The organism is Proteiniclasticum sp., from assembly GCF_032054185.1.
Lineage (GTDB): Bacteria > Bacillota > Clostridia > Clostridiales > Clostridiaceae > Proteiniclasticum.
In genome coordinates, this window is record NZ_DAMBTF010000017.1 from 26,001 (window position 1) to 43,302 (window position 17,302).

At 41.9% G+C, this 17,302-nt stretch carries 18 protein-coding genes; 15 read left to right on the forward strand and 3 right to left on the reverse strand.

Annotation, left to right across the window (positions count from 1 at the left end; all coding sequences use genetic code 11):
• Positions 1–169 precede the first annotated feature (169 nt).
• From RTX25_RS10165 to RTX25_RS10200, 8 genes are all read left to right on the forward strand, one after another.
• A complete protein-coding gene (locus tag RTX25_RS10165) occupies positions 170–979 on the forward strand; it encodes a CPBP family intramembrane glutamic endopeptidase (RefSeq protein WP_312653313.1) in 810 nt (269 codons plus the stop codon).
• A 14-nt stretch (positions 980–993) separates the two neighbouring features.
• Entirely contained in the window at positions 994–2,778 is a 1,785-nt protein-coding gene (locus RTX25_RS10170; RefSeq protein ID WP_312653315.1) for an ABC transporter permease, read from the forward strand.
• Complete coding sequence (locus tag RTX25_RS10175; RefSeq protein ID WP_312653317.1) at positions 2,726–3,325, forward strand: FtsX-like permease family protein; 600 nt, start codon at positions 2,726–2,728, stop codon at positions 3,323–3,325. Before RTX25_RS10170 ends, RTX25_RS10175 begins: the two co-directional genes overlap by 53 nt.
• 11 nt (positions 3,326–3,336) lie before the next feature.
• Positions 3,337–4,068, forward strand: coding sequence for an ABC transporter ATP-binding protein (locus tag RTX25_RS10180; RefSeq protein WP_312653319.1), 732 nt, complete (start codon positions 3,337–3,339; stop codon positions 4,066–4,068).
• 130 nt (positions 4,069–4,198) lie between these two features.
• Positions 4,199–4,543 (forward strand): flavodoxin family protein, encoded by a 345-nt coding sequence (locus RTX25_RS10185; protein WP_312653321.1) that lies wholly within the window; start codon positions 4,199–4,201, stop codon positions 4,541–4,543.
• 126 nt (positions 4,544–4,669) lie between these two features.
• A complete protein-coding gene (locus RTX25_RS10190; protein WP_312653323.1) occupies positions 4,670–5,317 on the forward strand; it encodes an NAD(P)H dehydrogenase in 648 nt (215 codons plus the stop codon).
• A gap of 23 nt (positions 5,318–5,340) precedes the next feature.
• Entirely contained in the window at positions 5,341–5,889 is a 549-nt protein-coding gene (locus RTX25_RS10195) for a hypothetical protein (RefSeq protein ID WP_312653325.1), read from the forward strand.
• A gap of 44 nt (positions 5,890–5,933) precedes the next feature.
• Positions 5,934–6,500, forward strand: a complete 567-nt coding sequence (locus RTX25_RS10200) for a GNAT family protein (protein WP_312653327.1) — start codon at positions 5,934–5,936, stop codon at positions 6,498–6,500.
• A 112-nt stretch (positions 6,501–6,612) separates the two neighbouring features.
• Here the strand turns inward: RTX25_RS10200 and RTX25_RS10205 are convergent, their stop codons facing one another.
• Together RTX25_RS10205 and RTX25_RS10210 are read right to left on the reverse strand one after the other, a co-directional pair.
• On the reverse strand, positions 6,613–7,488 hold the full coding sequence (locus RTX25_RS10205) for an aldo/keto reductase (protein WP_312653329.1): 876 nt from the start codon (positions 7,486–7,488) through the stop codon (positions 6,613–6,615).
• A gap of 150 nt (positions 7,489–7,638) precedes the next feature.
• Positions 7,639–9,084, reverse strand: coding sequence for a DUF92 domain-containing protein (locus RTX25_RS10210; protein WP_312653331.1), 1,446 nt, complete (start codon positions 9,082–9,084; stop codon positions 7,639–7,641).
• 329 nt (positions 9,085–9,413) lie between these two features.
• Here RTX25_RS10210 and RTX25_RS10215 point away from each other — a divergent pair, with 329 nt between their 5' ends.
• The 7 genes from RTX25_RS10215 (at position 9,414) to RTX25_RS10245 (ending at position 16,020) form a co-directional block, all read left to right on the forward strand.
• Positions 9,414–10,427, forward strand: coding sequence for an ABC transporter substrate-binding protein (locus tag RTX25_RS10215; RefSeq protein WP_312653333.1), 1,014 nt, complete (start codon positions 9,414–9,416; stop codon positions 10,425–10,427).
• An 11-nt stretch (positions 10,428–10,438) separates the two neighbouring features.
• Positions 10,439–11,515, forward strand: a complete 1,077-nt coding sequence (locus RTX25_RS10220; RefSeq protein ID WP_312653334.1) for an ABC transporter ATP-binding protein — start codon at positions 10,439–10,441, stop codon at positions 11,513–11,515.
• Entirely contained in the window at positions 11,512–13,173 is a 1,662-nt protein-coding gene (locus RTX25_RS10225; protein WP_312653336.1) for an iron ABC transporter permease, read from the forward strand. Before RTX25_RS10220 ends, RTX25_RS10225 begins: the two co-directional genes overlap by 4 nt.
• 242 nt (positions 13,174–13,415) lie before the next feature.
• Positions 13,416–14,384, forward strand: coding sequence for a hypothetical protein (locus tag RTX25_RS10230; protein WP_312653337.1), 969 nt, complete (start codon positions 13,416–13,418; stop codon positions 14,382–14,384).
• Between the two features lie 15 nt (positions 14,385–14,399).
• Entirely contained in the window at positions 14,400–14,630 is a 231-nt protein-coding gene (locus RTX25_RS10235) for a helix-turn-helix transcriptional regulator (protein WP_312653339.1), read from the forward strand.
• The gene (locus RTX25_RS10240; protein ID WP_312653341.1) at positions 14,617–15,543 is read left to right on the forward strand and encodes a hypothetical protein; all 927 of its coding nucleotides are present in this window, start codon (positions 14,617–14,619) and stop codon (positions 15,541–15,543) included. The genes RTX25_RS10235 and RTX25_RS10240 overlap by 14 nt, the downstream gene beginning before the upstream one ends.
• A gap of 96 nt (positions 15,544–15,639) precedes the next feature.
• Positions 15,640–16,020: a hypothetical protein gene (locus RTX25_RS10245; protein ID WP_312653343.1), complete on the forward strand. Its 381-nt coding sequence runs from the start codon at positions 15,640–15,642 to the stop codon at positions 16,018–16,020.
• A 138-nt stretch (positions 16,021–16,158) separates the two neighbouring features.
• Here the strand turns inward: RTX25_RS10245 and RTX25_RS10250 are convergent, their stop codons facing one another.
• Positions 16,159–17,112 (reverse strand): DUF4180 domain-containing protein, encoded by a 954-nt coding sequence (locus RTX25_RS10250; RefSeq protein ID WP_312653345.1) that lies wholly within the window; start codon positions 17,110–17,112, stop codon positions 16,159–16,161.
• Positions 17,113–17,302: the final 190 nt, after the last annotated feature.

Sequence of the window (17,302 nt, forward strand, 5' to 3'; positions counted from 1 at the left end):
GAATATTAATGGTATTAACACTATTTATCATATAATATAGATAGTGTTAATTGTCTAACAATTTGTAATTTACAAAATATTATTGAACGAGTTTAAATAATACTGAAAATAAAGTGAAGGAGGGATTATGGGAAATCGCGCAAGAAAAAATAGTCTGAGCTGCTTTTTTATGATGACAGTATTATTCAGTCTCCTTTTATTATTGCTGCGTATCGTAATTCCGGAAGCGGGAATCTACTCCATTTCCTTTACTCAGCTCTCGCCAGCATTCGCTGTGATGGCAATGGCGATAATTCTGAAGGATCAAAAGATGATGAAGAACATCAGGAAAAAGTTCTTCTTGAGTAAAACGATACTCATCTGGATGATTCCTGCAATCACCATTCCCTTACTGCTCATTGCAGCGAGCAGCATGATTCTGAACCTGTTTGAAGTACCGTATGTTCCTTGGAAAGGGAGTTTTTCATTCTATGCGGTCAGTACTACAGCTATGCTCATTGGATGTACCGCGGAAGAGATAGGTTGGAGAGGTTTTCTGCTGCCTGGTCTCATGAAAAAGCATACCCCTTTTGTGAGCAGTATAATCGTCGGAGTATTGTGGGGAGTCTGGCATCTGAATTTTACGGGAGGTTTAATCGGATTTCTGTTATATGTGATTACAATCATCGAAATGTCTGTTCTTATGAGCTGGCTGCATATTCATACTTCAGGAAATCTATATCTCATGACACTCTGGCATCTCACAATTAATCTGACTTCTCATCTCTTACTGTGGGAAAGGTTCGGTACAAAGCTCTTTATCGCTGAAAGTGCGGTATTTGGTCTGGCGTGCATGATACTGGCCGTAATGGAGAAAGACACTTATTTCTTTAGCAGGACTCTGAATAATCAGGATCCTGAAAGGACAGAAATGAAAACTTATCAGAATGTAGCTCAAGAAGAAAATTCCACTGATGAATTGTTGAAGAATCTGAAATAAGGAGACTAATAGAGATGAAGCTGCTGATGAAACTTGTCCATAATGACCTCAAGCGAAACAGAGTAATCACTACGGCTCTGGCTTTGTTTATTATGATGTCTGTTCTATTCATGGCTGGAGGATTAAGGGTGACGGGAACAATGATCTCATCCATGAAAGGCCTGGAAGAGATTGCGAGACCACCGGATTATCTGCAGATGCATAAGGGAGAGTACGATGAAGCTGAATTTATGCGTTTTGCTGAGAATCAGGAAAGTGTAGAAGATGCGATCATTGTAAAGATGCTTACTGTAAGAAATGCAAATATCATATTTAAGGATGGAACACTTGAAAGCTCACTTATGGACAACAGTTTCGTTGTCCAGAACGAAGGATTTGATTTTCTGCTCAGCACCAGTCAGGAAATTGCTTCTGTAAAAGAGGGACAAATCGGTGTGCCGGTTTACTATGCTGAAGATTTCGGCATAGAAACAGGCGATATACTTACTTTGAAGGAAGGAGAATACAGGAAAGACTTCACTGTTTCTCATATCATAAGAGATTCATCCATGAATGCCGCCCTCTCTTCTTCCAAACGTTTCCTGATCAGTCAGCCGGACCTTAACGATCTCTCGGGGCATATGGGAGACTGGGAATATCTGTTTGAGTTCCGGATCAGAGACGGCTCATCCACCTCATCGCTGGAGAAAGATTACCTGAATGCCGGACTTCCTTCAAATGGTGTGGCTTTGACCGGAAGTCAGCTGAGAATCATCAATAATCTTTCTTTCGGTCTGGTGGCCTTCATCATCATTTCCATAAGCATTCTTCTGATTCTCATTGCAATGCTCTGCTTATCCTATATCATCAGGGCAACCATGGCGGAGGAGAACCGGAGCATCGGAGAGATGAAAGCCATCGGATTTTCTGACCGCTCTATTCTAAAGCTCTACCTGATGAAATACATATTCCTTGTAATTGCAGCAGGTATAATCGGATATCTGGCGGCAATCCCATTCGGGAACTATTTCTCATCTTCTGTGATTCAATACTGCGGCATAGGTTCAAACCGATGGATGTCCTGGATTTTTCCTTTAGTCGGAGTAGCAGTTCTCGGGATAACGGTTATTCTGAGATGCAGGAAAATCATCAGAAAGAATCTCAGGCTGTCGGTTGTTGAACTTTTACGTGGTAAGGAGAGCATGCGGAAAGAAGGTCATTTTAAGCTGCCACGACAAGGGTTAAGATTTAAGAACCTCAGCATTGCCCTTGGTGAGCTTAAGTGCAAATGGAAAGAATATATCGTACTCTTCTTTGTTTTCCTCTTCTCGTCATTTCTGATTCTCCTGCCGATGAACATGAAAAATACTGTTGAAAATGCTTCATTCATGACCTATATGGGCGTTGGAGAGAGCGATATCCGAATCGATATACAGTTTACAGATCAGCTGACTGAAGAGAGGGATAAAGCTCTTCTGCATCTCGAGAAAGATCCTGACATCACAAAATACTCTGTCTATCAGAACGGGTATGTCGAGTATGAGAATCAGGAGGGGGACTGGGAGTATCTACGCGTAGAGAATGGTGACGGTTCAGTTTTCCCGCTCGAATATATGGACGGACATGCTCCTGATCAATCTGAAGAAATCGCTGTATCCTCTCTTTATGCCTCGGAATCCGGTATGGATATCGGAGACAGCATGAAAGTAGGTTATAGAGAAGAGGTAAGGGAATTCAGAATAAGCGGGATCTATCAGGATGTTACCTATGGCGGAAGGACCGCAAAAGCGGACATCGATTTTGACGAGAAGGAATATTGAGGTCTATGTCATCTATCTGGATGTCAGAGATGGAGCCGATATTGCAGCAAAGACCAGTGAGCTGAGGCAGGCTCTTCCTTACAGCAAAGTAACACCCGTCAGTGAATTTGTCTCACAGACTCTCGGCGGAATCACAGATAATCTGAGTCTTGTTTCAGATGCCGCTGTATGGATTTCACTTGTGATGATCATACTCATCACCGCGATGATTCTTCAGCTCATTACCGTCCGGGAACACAGTACCATCGCGATAAAAAAATCCATAGGATTTTCGAGTAAAGACATCCGGATACAGCTGGGACTGAGAATCCTGATCATTCAGGGTGCAGCGATTCTATTGGGCACTTATCTTGCCAATACACTGGGAGAAGTCATTTTCGGAATGATGCTGTCGTCTATGGGCGCTTCAAAAATCGTCATGCTTATAGAACCGCTCAAGTCCTATCTGCTCAGTCCGGCGATGCAGCTGACGGCTGTATTCATCACGGTAATAGCAGGCAGCAAGGTTGTTAGAAACTATCATATCAGAGATCAAATCATGGAATAAGGAGCGTAAAGATGATTAAAGTCGAGAATATCAGTAAATCCTTCGAGAGTACAGAGGTCCTTAAGAATGTATCCTTTGAAATTGAAAAAGGTGAATTTGTCGCGATTATGGGGCCATCCGGATCAGGAAAATCAACTCTTCTATACAGCATCAGCGGAATGGACAAGATCAGCAGCGGACGAGTGCTTTTTGATGACATCAGCATCAGTGATATGAAGGAAGAAGAGTTATCCGAACTTCGGCTGGCAAAAATGGGCTTTGTTTTTCAGAGTCCTCAGATGCTTAGGAATCTCACAGTCTTTGATAACATCATTCTTCCGGGACTGGTGGCAAAAAAAGAAACACCCGACGTGATACGGGATCGTGGGCATAAACTCATGGTCCATATGGAGATAGAAGGAATCAGAGACCGAGACAACAGAGAGGTCTCAGGTGGACAGCTCCAAAGAGCGTCCATCTGTCGTGCCATGATCAACCATCCTGAAATTCTTTTTCTGGATGAGCCTACTGGTGCGCTGAACTCAGAAGCGACTGAGCAGGTTCTTGATATTCTCGAGAAGCTTAACGATGGTGGGATGACCATACTTACGGTTTCTCATGATCAGAGAGTTGCTTCAAAGGCTAAGAAGGTTCTCTATATCATTGACGGCAGAATTGCTGCATGTAAGCAGTTTGAAAAGGGTTCAGATAAGGAGCAGGAACTTTCTCTCTGGCTGCAGGGCCTCAGGAAAAGTGAATCCTAAGCTGCAATATTATAGAGCCGGAGCTGTACTTCTTTAGAACTGGAACATTTGAATGCACAGTTATGGATATTCCTATTGAAATAACAATCGATCACTTGGTGATCAAATATATTATGCGAGGAGAATAAGTATGAAAATAGTGATCATCAGTGAAACCGGTGAATTTGGACTTTCCTCTGACTTTCAGCTGGACTTGAGCCAGACGACAGTAAAAGACTGTCTGGGATGCTGGTCCTGCTGGGTGAAAACTCCAGGCAGGTGTGTCCATAAAGATCTTGACGCATTCTACAAAGCTTATCTTCGTGCAGATAAGGTGATCTTTTTTTTAAAACTGTCCAAGGGATTTGTGAGCGGTAATCTGAAGTCGCTATTTGACAGGATGATTCCGCTTTATCTGCCGTTCATCAGCTATGAAACCGGTGAATCCATGCATCTCCCAAGATATGAAAAGTATCCTGACATTGAAGTGTACTGAGGGTACCTTTCCGGATACTGAAGACCAGGCGGTATTCGAGGATTATATGAGAAGAACCTTCTATCAGTTCCGATGTGAACTGAAAATCCTGAAGCCTGCAGATAAATTCCTAAAGGAGCTGATCGTATGAAGATGATCATGATCAACGGATCCCCGAAAGGAGATAAAGGAAACACTGAAATCTTCATCAGGGAGTTTCTTAAAGGGATGGAAACACCTTGTGAAGTCAGATATGTGGCTAAGGAGAGCGGAAGAAAAATTGCAGAGGATCTGAAACATTATGATACGGTGATTATGGCTATGCCACTTTATGTTCATGCCATGCCAGGGATTGTGATGAAACTCATTGAGGAAATGAAACCTGCAGAAGGAGAAGGGAAATCAATGGGATATATTGTACAGTCAGGATTCATTGAGGCTGCACAGTCAAAATATCTGGAGAGATATCTTTGCTCCCTTACAAAGCGGCTGGGCTATGACTATCTCGGTACAGTCATTAAAGGCGGATCAGCAGGCGTCTATATGATGCCGGAAAAGATGAATGCAAAACTCTTCGTAAAGCTTAACAGTCTTGGTTCCTATTTTGAGGAGCACAGATCGTTCAGGAAGGATATCGTTGAAGAGCTTGGGACACCCTATTCGCTGACGAAGAAGAAAAGCAGGTGGATGCAGTTCTATTTTAAAGTCGGTCTTGGAGACTCCATGTTCTGGCGTATGCTTTTAAGAAGCAATCATGCTTCAGACAAGAAGTTCGATCGGCCTTTTGCAGAGTAAACAGACATCAGGAGGAAACTTTTATGGAAAAAGAGCTTAGTGTAAATGACAGAAAATACACGATACTGGAGCTTCTGGGCAGAGGAAAAGGCGGATATTCCTATCTGGTTACGGATGGACTGAACAGGTTTGTACTGAAGCAGATTCATCACGAACCCTTCAGTGATTACCAGTTTGGCAACAAGATTGAAGCGGAAGTGAATGACTACAGAAGACTGACTGAGACGGGGATAAGACTCCCCGTCATGCTGGATATCGATATAAAGCGAGAACGGATCCTTAAAGAATATATTGAAGGCGATACGATTTTCGCTCTGGTGCTGGAAGACCGCATGAAACCTGATTATTTCAGGCAGATTCATAAAATGTCCGAGCTACTCTTCGAGTTTAATCTGAATATTGATTACTTTCCCACGAATTTTGTCGTGCTGAAGGAAGAGCTGTATTATATAGATTTTGAGTGCAATGAATACATGGAGGAATGGAATTTTGAAAACTGGGGGAAAAAGTACTGGACGAGATCCCCTGAATTTCTGGAATGTGTCAGAAACATGAAAAGCATCCAGTCATAATGAAGGGGATGTCGTTATTGCTGTATAAGAGGGGAAGAACCGACATGAAAAGTATAGTTACTGAAAGACTTATAATAAGAAGATTCAAAGCCAGCGACTGGCAAGATATATACGAGTACCTGTCTGACGAGGAAGTGATCAGGTATGAGCCCTATGAAACGATGACTAAGGAACAGGTAAAGAGAGAAACGGAAAAAAGGGTGGATCATGAATCCTTCTACGCGGTATGCCTGAAGGAAACAGAAAAAATGATCGGGAATATCTATCTGGATAAAGATGACTTTGATACCTATGAACTGGGGTATGTATTTAACCGGAATTATCAGAAAAGAGGATTTGCCTTTGAAGGAGCGAAGGCTGTTCTAGATTATGCATTTAATGAACTGAATGCATGGCGGGTAACTGCCATGTGCAATCCTGAAAATACTGCTTCATGGAAACTTCTTGAACGTCTTTCCTTCAGGCGGGAAGGACATCTCGTAGCGAATATTTATTTCAGAAAAGATGAACATGACGAACCCACCTGGCAGGATACCTATGAATATGCAGTGCTTAAATCCGAATGGTCAGAACTGGAAGCATTAAACCAAGTCAGTTCCGATCAGGCTTAGTTATCTCAGAATTCTGAATAAGAATGATTTTTCTTTAAGTGCAAAAAAGTGAAAGAAACAGGTCTGCCGATATCAATTCGGCAGACCTGTTTTAGGATAATCTTAAGCGGTATTAATGGCTGTCGATCACTTCATCAAGCTTCTGAGGAGCACGCTCATTCATATTGTCACGTGGAGTGAAATCGGGATGCGACCATGAATTGAGATAGGCCATCTCTTCAGGAGAAAGCGAGAAATCCAGAACATCGATATTCTCTTCCATACGGGATCTGTGTACCGTTTTTGTCAGAGGTAAGGCTCCATTATCGATCACAAAACGCAGAAGAATCTGTGCAGCTGACTTACGGTGATTTTCACAGATTTTCCTGAAAGCTTCATCCTTGCTGAGTACCTTAAGAGGAGCCAGAGGTGAGTAACCTTCAAGTAGAATACCATGTTCTCTGCAGAATATCGTATCCTCATGAAGAAGTACACCAGGATGAATGAGAATCTGGTTGACCATGGGCTTTATTCTTGCATTGTCGATGAGGTTTCTCAGATGAGGAATGGAGAAGTTGCTGACGCCGATGGCTTTAAGTTTTCCTTCATCATATAGTTCCTCAAAGGCCCTCCAGGTATCAAGATTGTCCTTATTCCAGTCATCCTTATGACCCTCTACTACAGGCCAGTGGATAAGGAAGAGATCCAGATAGTCGGTTCCAAGATCTTTAAGTGTTGCCTGAACCTCTTTTTTCACATTCTCGTAACCATGGGCACTGTTTCTCAGTTTACCTGTAATGAAGAGTTTTTCTCTTGGCACTTTGCTCTCGCGAATGCCTTGGCCTACAAGGCTTTCATTGGCATAGGCTCTGGCACAGTCTATATGTGTAAAACCTGTATTAAGCGCGTCGACGACACCCTGAACACATTCAGCAGGGTCGTCGTTCTGCCATGTTCCATATCCGATCACGGGGATTCTGACTCCGTTTGATAAAGTATAAGTATCCATAGCGACCTCCGTTTTTGAGTCTATTATAACATAGATATCTAAGGGTAACGAAACTAAGTAATATTTATAGAATATACTTTTAAAATGCATTAAATTCTGGGAATGATCAGGCTTCATCAGAATTTAATGAAGTCTGATTCAAGGTTTCGGCTAAGTCAGAATGATATATCCGATCACGGGCACCAGAATCAGCGTGATGAGGTTAACTGCATTGTTTGTGATATAACGGAATCCGCTTATGGGTATATTATGGTGAGGCTCTGACTTATCCTGCAGATTGCCCTTAACTCCTTTATACTTTCTCTGCATGGATGCGCCGAGTATGCTGTCAATGAGTGTACCGGTAAAACCGAGAAGTGATGCTGCAGTGAATCCGCTCATGCCGAATTCAGGAATCGTAAGAACTGAAAGCAGGATGCTGCCGAGAAGGCCAGCAAGCAGTCCGATGATGGATACTCCACCTGAGACACCATTAGGAATCTGCTTACCCGTTAATATACTGAATACCTTCCCTTTACTCATCATCCCTATCTCTGAGGAGAAGGTATCTGAAGCTGCTGCGGAAAATACCGCAAAGGATAGAAGCAGGAAGATCTTTTCATTCGGATACATATAGAACAGCCATAGCAGAATAGATGCCGGAAGAGAGTTGGCAAGAACCTGCTTCCAGTTTCTTGCTCCTGTATCATCCTGCAGACTTTCCGCCTTTCTTTTCACATCGTTCCTGATTTTACTCACAATGCTTCCAAGAATAAAGAAGACAAGGAGAGCTGATGCGATCCAGAAACCGCCAAGTGAGTAGAGGGTGACGGCTGTGAGAAGTGCAGCAACCATTCCATCCGTTGTGATGGATTTCAGTCTGAAGGCAGCAATAAGTATTGATGCAGAAATGAAAAGATAAATAAAATAACCGGGACCTGCAGATCGGATGCTCAGTGTCGCAAACAGCGCAGATCCTATGGGTAGGGTAAGGTTATCGCATCCCTTGTGTCCGACAAGCTCAATGAAAGCTGAAACTATACCGGTCAGAAAGGCTACAAAAAGGATGAGGGGGATACTGAGTCCGGATGGGTGAATATCTGACTGAAAAACGTAAAGGGCTCCGGATGTAACGATAAACGCAGCCAGAAAAACGGTCAGACTTCCAGCTAGAGTTTTTTCAGGAGCGAAGGTGAAGAGTTTTCTCTTTCCCCACCTATTACCGGTACTTGCCGCCAGACCATCACCATAAGCCATGGTGAGTATTCCGATATAAGGAAGAGATCTCCATCCGAGAAGGAATCCTGCACCTGAAAGAACAAAGAGGCTGATCGCATAATAAACTGTACCAAGACTGTCATCGTCTCTTTCCATGGCCTTTATCAGATTATATCTGAGACTCAGGCTGTTTATGATGATAAAGGTGAAGGGGATAAGGACAACTGCCCAGAGATCATGGAAAAGAGGGGTAAGAAAGACCCAGTTTCCCACAAGGATGTGGACAAGTTTTCTCGAGGTTTCCGAAGCACCCCTACTGAATCTGGCCACAAGGGTGGCAAGGCCGATAATGATAAAAATATACAATAGTGATAAGAAAAGACCTGTAATGTTATCCATATATTTCTCCTTCAATCTATACTTATTGGATGAGGATTCTGATGCCTTGTGAAAATAGAATGACCGATGCGACCGGGAACCTGTTTTTTCACTGTTATATGGTGTGGATCGTCTATTCTTATGTATTTCCGTATAGGCTTCTAAATTACATTTTAGTATCTATATAGATTAAAGTATATCATTTCGTAAGATTTGATTCATAAAATCTGATATTCAAATAAGTGCTATCAGAAATCTATCTATTTACGAATATTCTGATTTGGTTTACAATTAGGGTATGAATACGTTTAACACGCGGGATTCAATAATATGTCCTAGGAGGAATAATAATGAAAAAAGTATTATCAGTACTTGTCGTTGCAGCTATGGTACTCGCTGGATGCGGAGCTAAAGAAGGCGCGGATTCCAAGTCGCTTGTTGTTTATTCACCCAACTCTGAAGGATTGATTGCTTCTACGATACCCGCTTTTGAAGAAAAGTATGATATAAAAGTGGATCTTATTCAGGCAGGTACAGGAGAACTGTTTACAAAGATGGATTCTGAGAAGAACAATCCTGTTGCCGATGTCATGTTCGGTGGTGCGTACTCAACTTTCACACAGAACGAAGATCTGTTCGAACCATACACCTCTGCGAACAATGATAAAGTTATCGAAGACTATCAGAACAAAACCGGATACATCACACCTTATGTTCTGGACGGAAGTATGCTTATTGTGAACAACAGTCTGCTCGGCGATCTTAAGATAGAAGGTTATGAAGATCTTCTTAATGAACAACTTAAAGGTAAGATTGCAACAGCTGATCCTGCATCCTCATCCAGTGCTTTTGCACAGCTCACCAATATGCTTCTTGCTATGGGTGGTTATGAAGATCAAGGTGCATGGGATTATGTAAAGGAGCTTTTCACAAATATCGATGGCAAGATCGCTTCAGGTTCTTCAAACGTCTATAAATCTGTAGCAGACGGTGAAATGGTCGTTGGACTGACCTATGAAGATCCTTCAGTTGCACTCGTCAACAGTGGAGCGGATGTCAGCATCGTTTATCCTAAAGAAGGTGCTGTGTTCCTTCCTGCAGGTTCTGCAATCATCAAGGGTGCAAAGAATATGGAAAATGCAAAACTGTTTATCGATTTTATCATTTCACAAGAAACTCAGGATACTTACGGTACAGAAACGACCAACAGGCCTGTACTGAAAGAAGTTAAGACAAGTGATACAATGACACCTTTAGAAGATATAAATACATTACAGGAAGATATTGACTATGTTAGAGAACATAAAGATGAGATGGTAGAGAAATTCAAGACGATCTTTGCTGAAATCGAATCAAACAAATAAGGAGCAGCTAAATGAGTGAGATTATCATTAATGATGCGGTAAAAAGATTCGGCAGCATCACGGTGATAAAGGATTTGAGCCTCAGGGTGAAGGACGGTCAGCTCTTCACCCTTCTAGGGCCATCCGGGTGTGGTAAAACGACATTGCTCAGAATGATTGCAGGATTCAACAGTATTGAGGGTGGAGATTTCTATTTCAATGATACTCGTATAAACAATATGGATCCCAGCAAAAGAAACATCGGCATGGTCTTTCAGAACTATGCCATTTTTCCACATCTAACCGTCCGTGAAAATGTTGAATTTGGTCTTAAACAGAGAAAGATGGACAAAGAAACCATGAACAGTAAAGTGGATCATTTTCTGAAGCTTATGCAGATCTATGATTATGCGGACAGAAAACCGGATAAGCTCTCAGGAGGACAGCAGCAGCGTGTAGCACTTGCTCGAGCGCTGGTCATTGAACCTGATGTACTGCTTATGGATGAACCCTTATCCAATCTGGATGCAAAACTTAGAGTTGAAATGAGAGAGGCTATAAGAGAAATCCAGAACAAAGTAGGGATAACAACCGTCTATGTCACACATGATCAGGAAGAAGCCATGGCCATAAGCGACGAAATCGCAGTCATGAAGGATGGAATCATCCAGCACCTGGGAAAGCCAAGAGAAATCTATCATCGACCTCAGAACGTATTCGTCGCTTCCTTTATCGGAAGAACCAATCTTCTTGAGGGTGATCTGGTCCATGAAAACGGAACTGCAAGAATCAATCTGAATAACGGTTATAGTTTTCTTTATCCCAGACTGAACGATGAAAAAGATCAGAAAGTACGAGTGAGCATTCGTCCCGAAGACTTTATCCCGGCAGAAGCTGACGGGATCCGTGCAAAAATAGTTCACAGTGTGTATCTTGGATTAAATACAGAATACTACTGTGTCCTGGATGACGGAACACAGATCCAGATGGTCGAGGAATCAAACCTCGATGATACTTTTAATGACGGCCAGGAAATTCTGGTAGGAGTGAAAATAGATAAAATCAATATATTCACTTCGGATGGCCTGTCAAATCTGAGCATAAGATGAAGAAATCAAGGAGAATATTTGATGTATGGGACGCACAAACTATTCTCGTTACACTGCTGTATATCGTATTTCTGGTTTATCCCATAGCAAATCTTCTGAAACTGGCACTTTTCAACGAAACCGGGTTTACACTTGCTAATTTCACAAAGTTTTTTTCTCAGTCGTATTACTCGACAACGCTGAAAAATTCCTTTGTTGTCTCAACACTGGGTACAGTTTTTGCGCTGGTCATCGGTACCATCATTGCCTACTTCTTCACCATGTACAGGATTGCAGGAAAAAAGGTCTTAAGAATCTTCATCATTCTTGCATCTATGTCCGCTCCGTTCATCGGTGCATATTCCTGGATTCTGCTATTGGGCAGAAATGGTGTCATCACCAATTTCTTCGGAAGACTTGGTATCCAGACGCCTGAAATATATGGAATTCTGGGTATTGTTCTGGTTTTTACCCTTCAGCTATACCCACTTGTATTCCTTATGGTCGGCGGATCTATGAGAAAGATTGACATGTCGCTCCTTGAAGCTGCTGAAAATATGGGGGTAACGGGATTCCAGCGTTTTTACAAGGTTATTCTTCCGCTGATCATCCCGACACTTCTGTCCTCGTCTCTTCTTGTATTCATGAGGGCTCTGGCGGACTTTGGAACGCCTATGCTGATTGGAGAAGGATACAGAACTTTTCCGGTTCTTATATTCAATGAGTTCGTCGGAGAAGTGGGAGGAAGTGCAGGCTTTGCCAGTGCAATTTCGATTATCGCTGTCATCATCACTACAATCATATTTCTGATTCAGAAATATATAGCCAATAGGAATGTGATCACGATGCATACCTTAAGGCCTATTGAGATCAGTACAGCTAAGGGGTGGCTCAAGGCAGTGATGCATATCTTTATCTATGCTGTTGTACTGATTTCTATCCTTCCTCAGGTATACATCATGTATACCTCGTTCAAGAAAACAAGTGGTATGGTCTTTGTGGAGGGGTATTCACTGGACAGTTACAGAAGAGCTTTCACGGGTATGTCAGATATCATCTGGAATACACTGAGAATACCATTTATTGCACTGATTCTGACTGTTGTGATCGGGGTCATCATTGCATATCTTACGGTAAGAAGAAGTAACCTTGCCACAGGAAGTATCGATATTGTCTCAATGATTCCTTACATCATTCCAGGTACGGTTATGGGTATTGCATTCCTGCTAGCTTTCAATAACGGCATCGCGAATACTGGTATACTTGCCATAGGTGGAACGACAACCATTATGGTACTGGCGCTGGTTATAAGAAGACTTCCATATTCCATCAGATCATCGGTCAATGCCATTCAGCAGATTCCGATGTCCACCGAAGAGGCTGCCTCAAGTCTTGGAAGTTCCAAGATCAACACCTTTATCAGAATTACCGTACCGATGATGCTGCCAGGTATCATTGCAGGGGCGATTCTGAGCTGGATTACAATGATTTCGGAGCTTGCCACAGCAATACTGCTTTATACTGTAAGAACGCAGACGATGACTATTGCAATCTATACGCAGGTCATACGAGGAAATTACGGCGTAGCGGGTGCTTTATCAACCATTCTGACTCTTCTCACCATTATCTCGCTTCTCATTCTGAATAAGGTAGGGAAGACGGACGATATTACTATGTAGCATATATTCAGGCAGCCGCATCAGAGAATTGATGCGGCTGTTTTTATATGCGCAATCAGTCCGTATGAACTAATCAGTAGATGTATTATCGCGGTAAAAAAATGATCTGGAAATATTAATGAATCTGTTATCGAGAAGAAACAATTTATTTTCAGAAAATTATTGCGTAACAATAATTTATGAGATATACTGTGATTAAATTATCGCGAAACAATAATTTGGACATGAAACTGGAGGAGATTATGAAACGAAAACTGCTGGTCCCGATCCTAAGTGTGGAGGCTGCTTTATGTCTGATGTTCTTTTTCATCAGAGACAGCCTGCCAAGTGTAGTTACTTCAGTCTTTGCATTCCCATTTGAGCAGGCAGGTTTTGCGCTGAGATATCTGTCTCTATCAGGAACTTCTGGAAATATCCTTGCACTGACTCTTTATGCGGCCATCTGTATTTCTCCGGTTTTGCTATACATGATGCGATACAGAAAGGGAAAAGTGTTTGCTGAAGATCTTCTTCTTTTTGTGCTCAGTATAATTCTGTTTGCTATGATCTACTTTATGATCAATCCGGGGACAATGAGTGCAGTCTTTCCTCAAGGTATGCCTGCTGATATCGGGAAAGCAACAATCAGTCTGACTTTCTATATTGTACTTATGGGATACGGTGTGCTGAAAATCCTCAGACAGTTCTACGATACGGGCCTTCTGAAAATAACCCGGTACCTGAGAGTTCTACTGAGTTTTCTCAGCGGGTATTATGTTCTGTATGTTTTCGGTGTCATTTTCGGAAATTTCATGAAAGCAAGAGATGCGCTGTATGCCGGGAATACGGGTCTTGGCTATGGAATCACAGCCAGTGAGACATTTCTCTTTATACGGCATGCAGTCATGGCACTCCCTTATCTTATGAATATCATTGTGGTTCTGGCCGTTATTGAACTTCTGGATGAAATCGGGAAAGACAGATACTCGGAAGAGACAGCGAAAAGTGCTGAAAGTCTCACAAAGCTATGCAGAAAGACCTTAACAATTATCGTTTCGGCCAGTATGAGTTTCCATCTGCTGCAGTTTATGTTTCTGAAAAACTTATCTGTAGCAGATACCACACTGGAAATTCCGTTTATGTCCCTGATATTTATCCTTTCTGTTCTTATGCTTACTCAATTTGTCAGAGAGAATAAAGCACTTAAACAGGATAATGATATGTTCATATAGAAGGAGGGTGGTAAGATGGCCATTAAGGTGCACCTTGAAGATGTGCTGAAGGAGAGAGGGATGACCTCAAAAGAGCTGTGTCTTAAGGTTGGTATAACGGAAGCAAATCTATCCATCCTGCGCAGCGGGAAAGCAAAGGGCATAAGATTCGCAACGGTGAACAGGATCTGCTATTTTCTGGGATGCGATGTGGGTGATATTCTGAAATTCGATGGAAATCTGGAGGATAATGATGATGAAGAATAAACGAAAATATCTGTCCGTTCTGGTCCTCTCACTTATGCTGTTCACCGGATGCCAGCTTGCACTGGAAGGAAAAGCAGGTGAGTCTTTCTCTGGAGATCGCTTTGTGGGTGTATTTGTGACAAGAGGTTCAAGCATCGGGTCGAAGGTATATATAGACACGGAGATTGAAGAAATGACTGAAGAAGAACTCTCCAATCTGCCGAGGAATGAGAACGGTGTGGATGGAAAATTTTATGCAGAGTTCAAAGAAGAAGAGAAAACTTATGACTTTAACCAGGAAGGATACACATTCATCTCAGTGGAAATCAGGGAGAATGAAGAAGTCAGCTACTCAGCGCTCATAGGAGAAGTCATCAGCGATGCTTCCAGTCATTTCACGTTTACAGATGAAGAAGAAAAATCTGAGATTGAAGGAACCATCCGATATACTCCTGAATCGGGGGAGGCAGTCTGGTATTTCAATCCTGTGTACCAGGAAGAAGATGGTGACGTCTATGCCATGCGTTCTGGGCCTGGTATGGGTCTCGATGGTGCTGAAGAGGGATCCCAGGCATCTCATGCCATGGATGAATTCACAACCGTCACTGAAAATGGAGTCACTAAAACAGTCAGAACAAATGTTAAAGTCAATCTGGTAATGATGTTCAGACCTGAGATGATCAGAGTTATTGAAATGGATGAAAAGAATAAGCCCCTTTCCGAGAAAGAGTATGAGCCGGGTAAACTCCCTGAAACGTATAAACCTCTATCGGATGCGGAATATATCATTGTGGAGACCCATAAAAAGAGTCCTGAAGGAACTCTTGTATCACGTGAAATCTTTGATGAGACGAAGGAGAATCTGGAAACATATTTTACCAGGGAAGACGGGATTATTTCGATAAATCACAGCATAATTGAGTGGACAGAATAATATCATAATACACAGCATTGAAGTACCGTTAAAGACTGCTTAGATAAGTGAAACTGTTTTATATTTAAGAAAGAATCAGACAGCAAGGAGAAGGAAATGTGGAGAAAGTTATGTCTAGTCACGATTGTCCTGTTTTCAATAGGCTTATCCGGATGTACTGAAGATAAGGAAATTGTCGTGCCCCATAAAATGACGAACGAAATTCGTGTAACCATGAACAGAATAACTGATGAAGGGATATATGCGATTAATTATCCTAAGGAGAAGTTCATTCTCTTTCATGGAATCGAAAAAGGGATTAAAACGATGTCTTATGCTGTTAAGGATAAGACGCTCACAATCCATCTTGAGACAGAGGACCAGAAGCAGCCCGGAACAGCTGTTTATCAGTATAAACTGAATCCTGATTATGACAAAATTCAGGTAACAGTGGATGGTAATGTTGAAGCATTTACTACTGTTTTTGTTGAGCCATAAGAAAATCGGCAGAAGATTTTCGATAAACGGCAGCAAGCAAGAAAAGCATATCTTTAAGATATGCTTTTCTTGCTTGTTTGAGTACTATCTTCTGATTGATTTTCCACAGGTAAAGCGAGACTTACCGTTATATATGTTCTAAAGCCAGTTTTTCGCATCTTCAAGGTTATCGAAAATCCTGAAGGTGTTCCCACGTTCCAATTCTTTAATCATTTCCTGGAAACGAAGCGGATAATCCTGCTTTTCATGAACAACAGCTGCCACTTTTATATTATAGTTCGTAAATTTCTGAAGAATACCTCCGGCAACACCGGTTCTAAGCTGAAGAAAATTCTCGGAAAGACTGGGTCCTTCAAGAAGTACCGTACTGACATCGTGTTCAGCGCAGAGTGAGATGATATCCAGAGATTCCTGTTCCTGATTGAGAAGAGTGCCACTTTCTGTGATGTGCAGTACTCTCTTATGATTTTTCGTTTCTGTAATTCTTGTATTCAGCATATTCTGCTCCTTTTCTGTATCCGGTGTTTCGCTGCCGATCGATGGATTGACTTCCTGGGGAAGTGAGTCGAGATAGGTTTTCACTCTGCTGATCCAGGAAAGCTCTGTTTCATAGAAGCTGCAGAGATTATCATGAATAAAATCAAGGTGAATGCTGTTACGGTCCGATGTCTTCTGGGGCAGTTTCATATCTGACCTGTTCTTTTCAGCTAGAATGAGGTGCATTCTGACGACGTTTTCGTAATCGCTCAGTATACTTTCCAGTTCATGATCTTTCATCGCATCTGCCAGGGAGAGCTTTATGAGAAACTGATTTCTGAAAGTGGGTTCTTCAGTAAGAGAAAGCATCCAGTTTCTGAATTCTGAAAGACCATCCTCCGTGATGGAGTAGATGTTTTTTGACGGTGCGCCATTCTGATGTTGTATCTCTTTTGTGACATAGGCTTCATCCAGAAGATCTGCGAAGGATTTATAGATCTGATTGTTGTTTCCCGACCAGTACATATAGGGAGAGCTCTGAATGATTTTTTTGATTTCATATCCTGTAAGAGGCTCTCTTGTGAGCAGACCAAGGATAACATGATTCAGGGACAAAGGAAACGCCTCCTTTTGTTTATAACATATGTTAAGAATAACATATGTTAATTGAGAAGTAAACCCAGGACAGCTCTTTATTTGTGTAATCAACAGGCAATCATATCGAATTTGAGGAAAAACAGCATAAAAATACCCTCCTTAGGGACCTGATGAATATCGGCATCACGTCCTTAAAGAGGGATATTTT

What these genes read in the sequence shown, in the direction of transcription:
- RTX25_RS10180 (WP_312653319.1), top strand. Translation starts at nt 3,337, where the DNA reads ATGATTAAAGTCGAGAATATCAGTAAATCCTTCGAGAGTACAGAGGTC.
- RTX25_RS10190 (WP_312653323.1), top strand. Translation starts at nt 4,670, where the DNA reads ATGAAGATGATCATGATCAACGGATCCCCGAAAGGAGATAAAGGAAAC.
- RTX25_RS10220 (WP_312653334.1), top strand. Translation starts at nt 10,439, where the DNA reads ATGAGTGAGATTATCATTAATGATGCGGTAAAAAGATTCGGCAGCATC.
- RTX25_RS10225 (WP_312653336.1), top strand. Translation starts at nt 11,512, where the DNA reads ATGAAGAAATCAAGGAGAATATTTGATGTATGGGACGCACAAACTATT.
- RTX25_RS10215 (WP_312653333.1), top strand. Translation starts at nt 9,414, where the DNA reads ATGAAAAAAGTATTATCAGTACTTGTCGTTGCAGCTATGGTACTCGCT.
- RTX25_RS10205 (WP_312653329.1), bottom strand. Translation starts at nt 7,488, where the DNA reads ATGGATACTTATACTTTATCAAACGGAGTCAGAATCCCCGTGATCGGA.
- RTX25_RS10185 (WP_312653321.1), top strand. Translation starts at nt 4,199, where the DNA reads ATGAAAATAGTGATCATCAGTGAAACCGGTGAATTTGGACTTTCCTCT.
- RTX25_RS10235 (WP_312653339.1), top strand. Translation starts at nt 14,400, where the DNA reads ATGGCCATTAAGGTGCACCTTGAAGATGTGCTGAAGGAGAGAGGGATG.
- RTX25_RS10240 (WP_312653341.1), top strand. Translation starts at nt 14,617, where the DNA reads ATGATGAAGAATAAACGAAAATATCTGTCCGTTCTGGTCCTCTCACTT.
- RTX25_RS10210 (WP_312653331.1), bottom strand. Translation starts at nt 9,084, where the DNA reads ATGGATAACATTACAGGTCTTTTCTTATCACTATTGTATATTTTTATC.
- RTX25_RS10200 (WP_312653327.1), top strand. Translation starts at nt 5,934, where the DNA reads ATGAAAAGTATAGTTACTGAAAGACTTATAATAAGAAGATTCAAAGCC.
- RTX25_RS10195 (WP_312653325.1), top strand. Translation starts at nt 5,341, where the DNA reads ATGGAAAAAGAGCTTAGTGTAAATGACAGAAAATACACGATACTGGAG.
- RTX25_RS10245 (WP_312653343.1), top strand. Translation starts at nt 15,640, where the DNA reads ATGTGGAGAAAGTTATGTCTAGTCACGATTGTCCTGTTTTCAATAGGC.
- RTX25_RS10175 (WP_312653317.1), top strand. Translation starts at nt 2,726, where the DNA reads ATGGCGGAAGGACCGCAAAAGCGGACATCGATTTTGACGAGAAGGAAT.
- RTX25_RS10170 (WP_312653315.1), top strand. Translation starts at nt 994, where the DNA reads ATGAAGCTGCTGATGAAACTTGTCCATAATGACCTCAAGCGAAACAGA.
- RTX25_RS10165 (WP_312653313.1), top strand. Translation starts at nt 170, where the DNA reads ATGATGACAGTATTATTCAGTCTCCTTTTATTATTGCTGCGTATCGTA.
- RTX25_RS10230 (WP_312653337.1), top strand. Translation starts at nt 13,416, where the DNA reads ATGAAACGAAAACTGCTGGTCCCGATCCTAAGTGTGGAGGCTGCTTTA.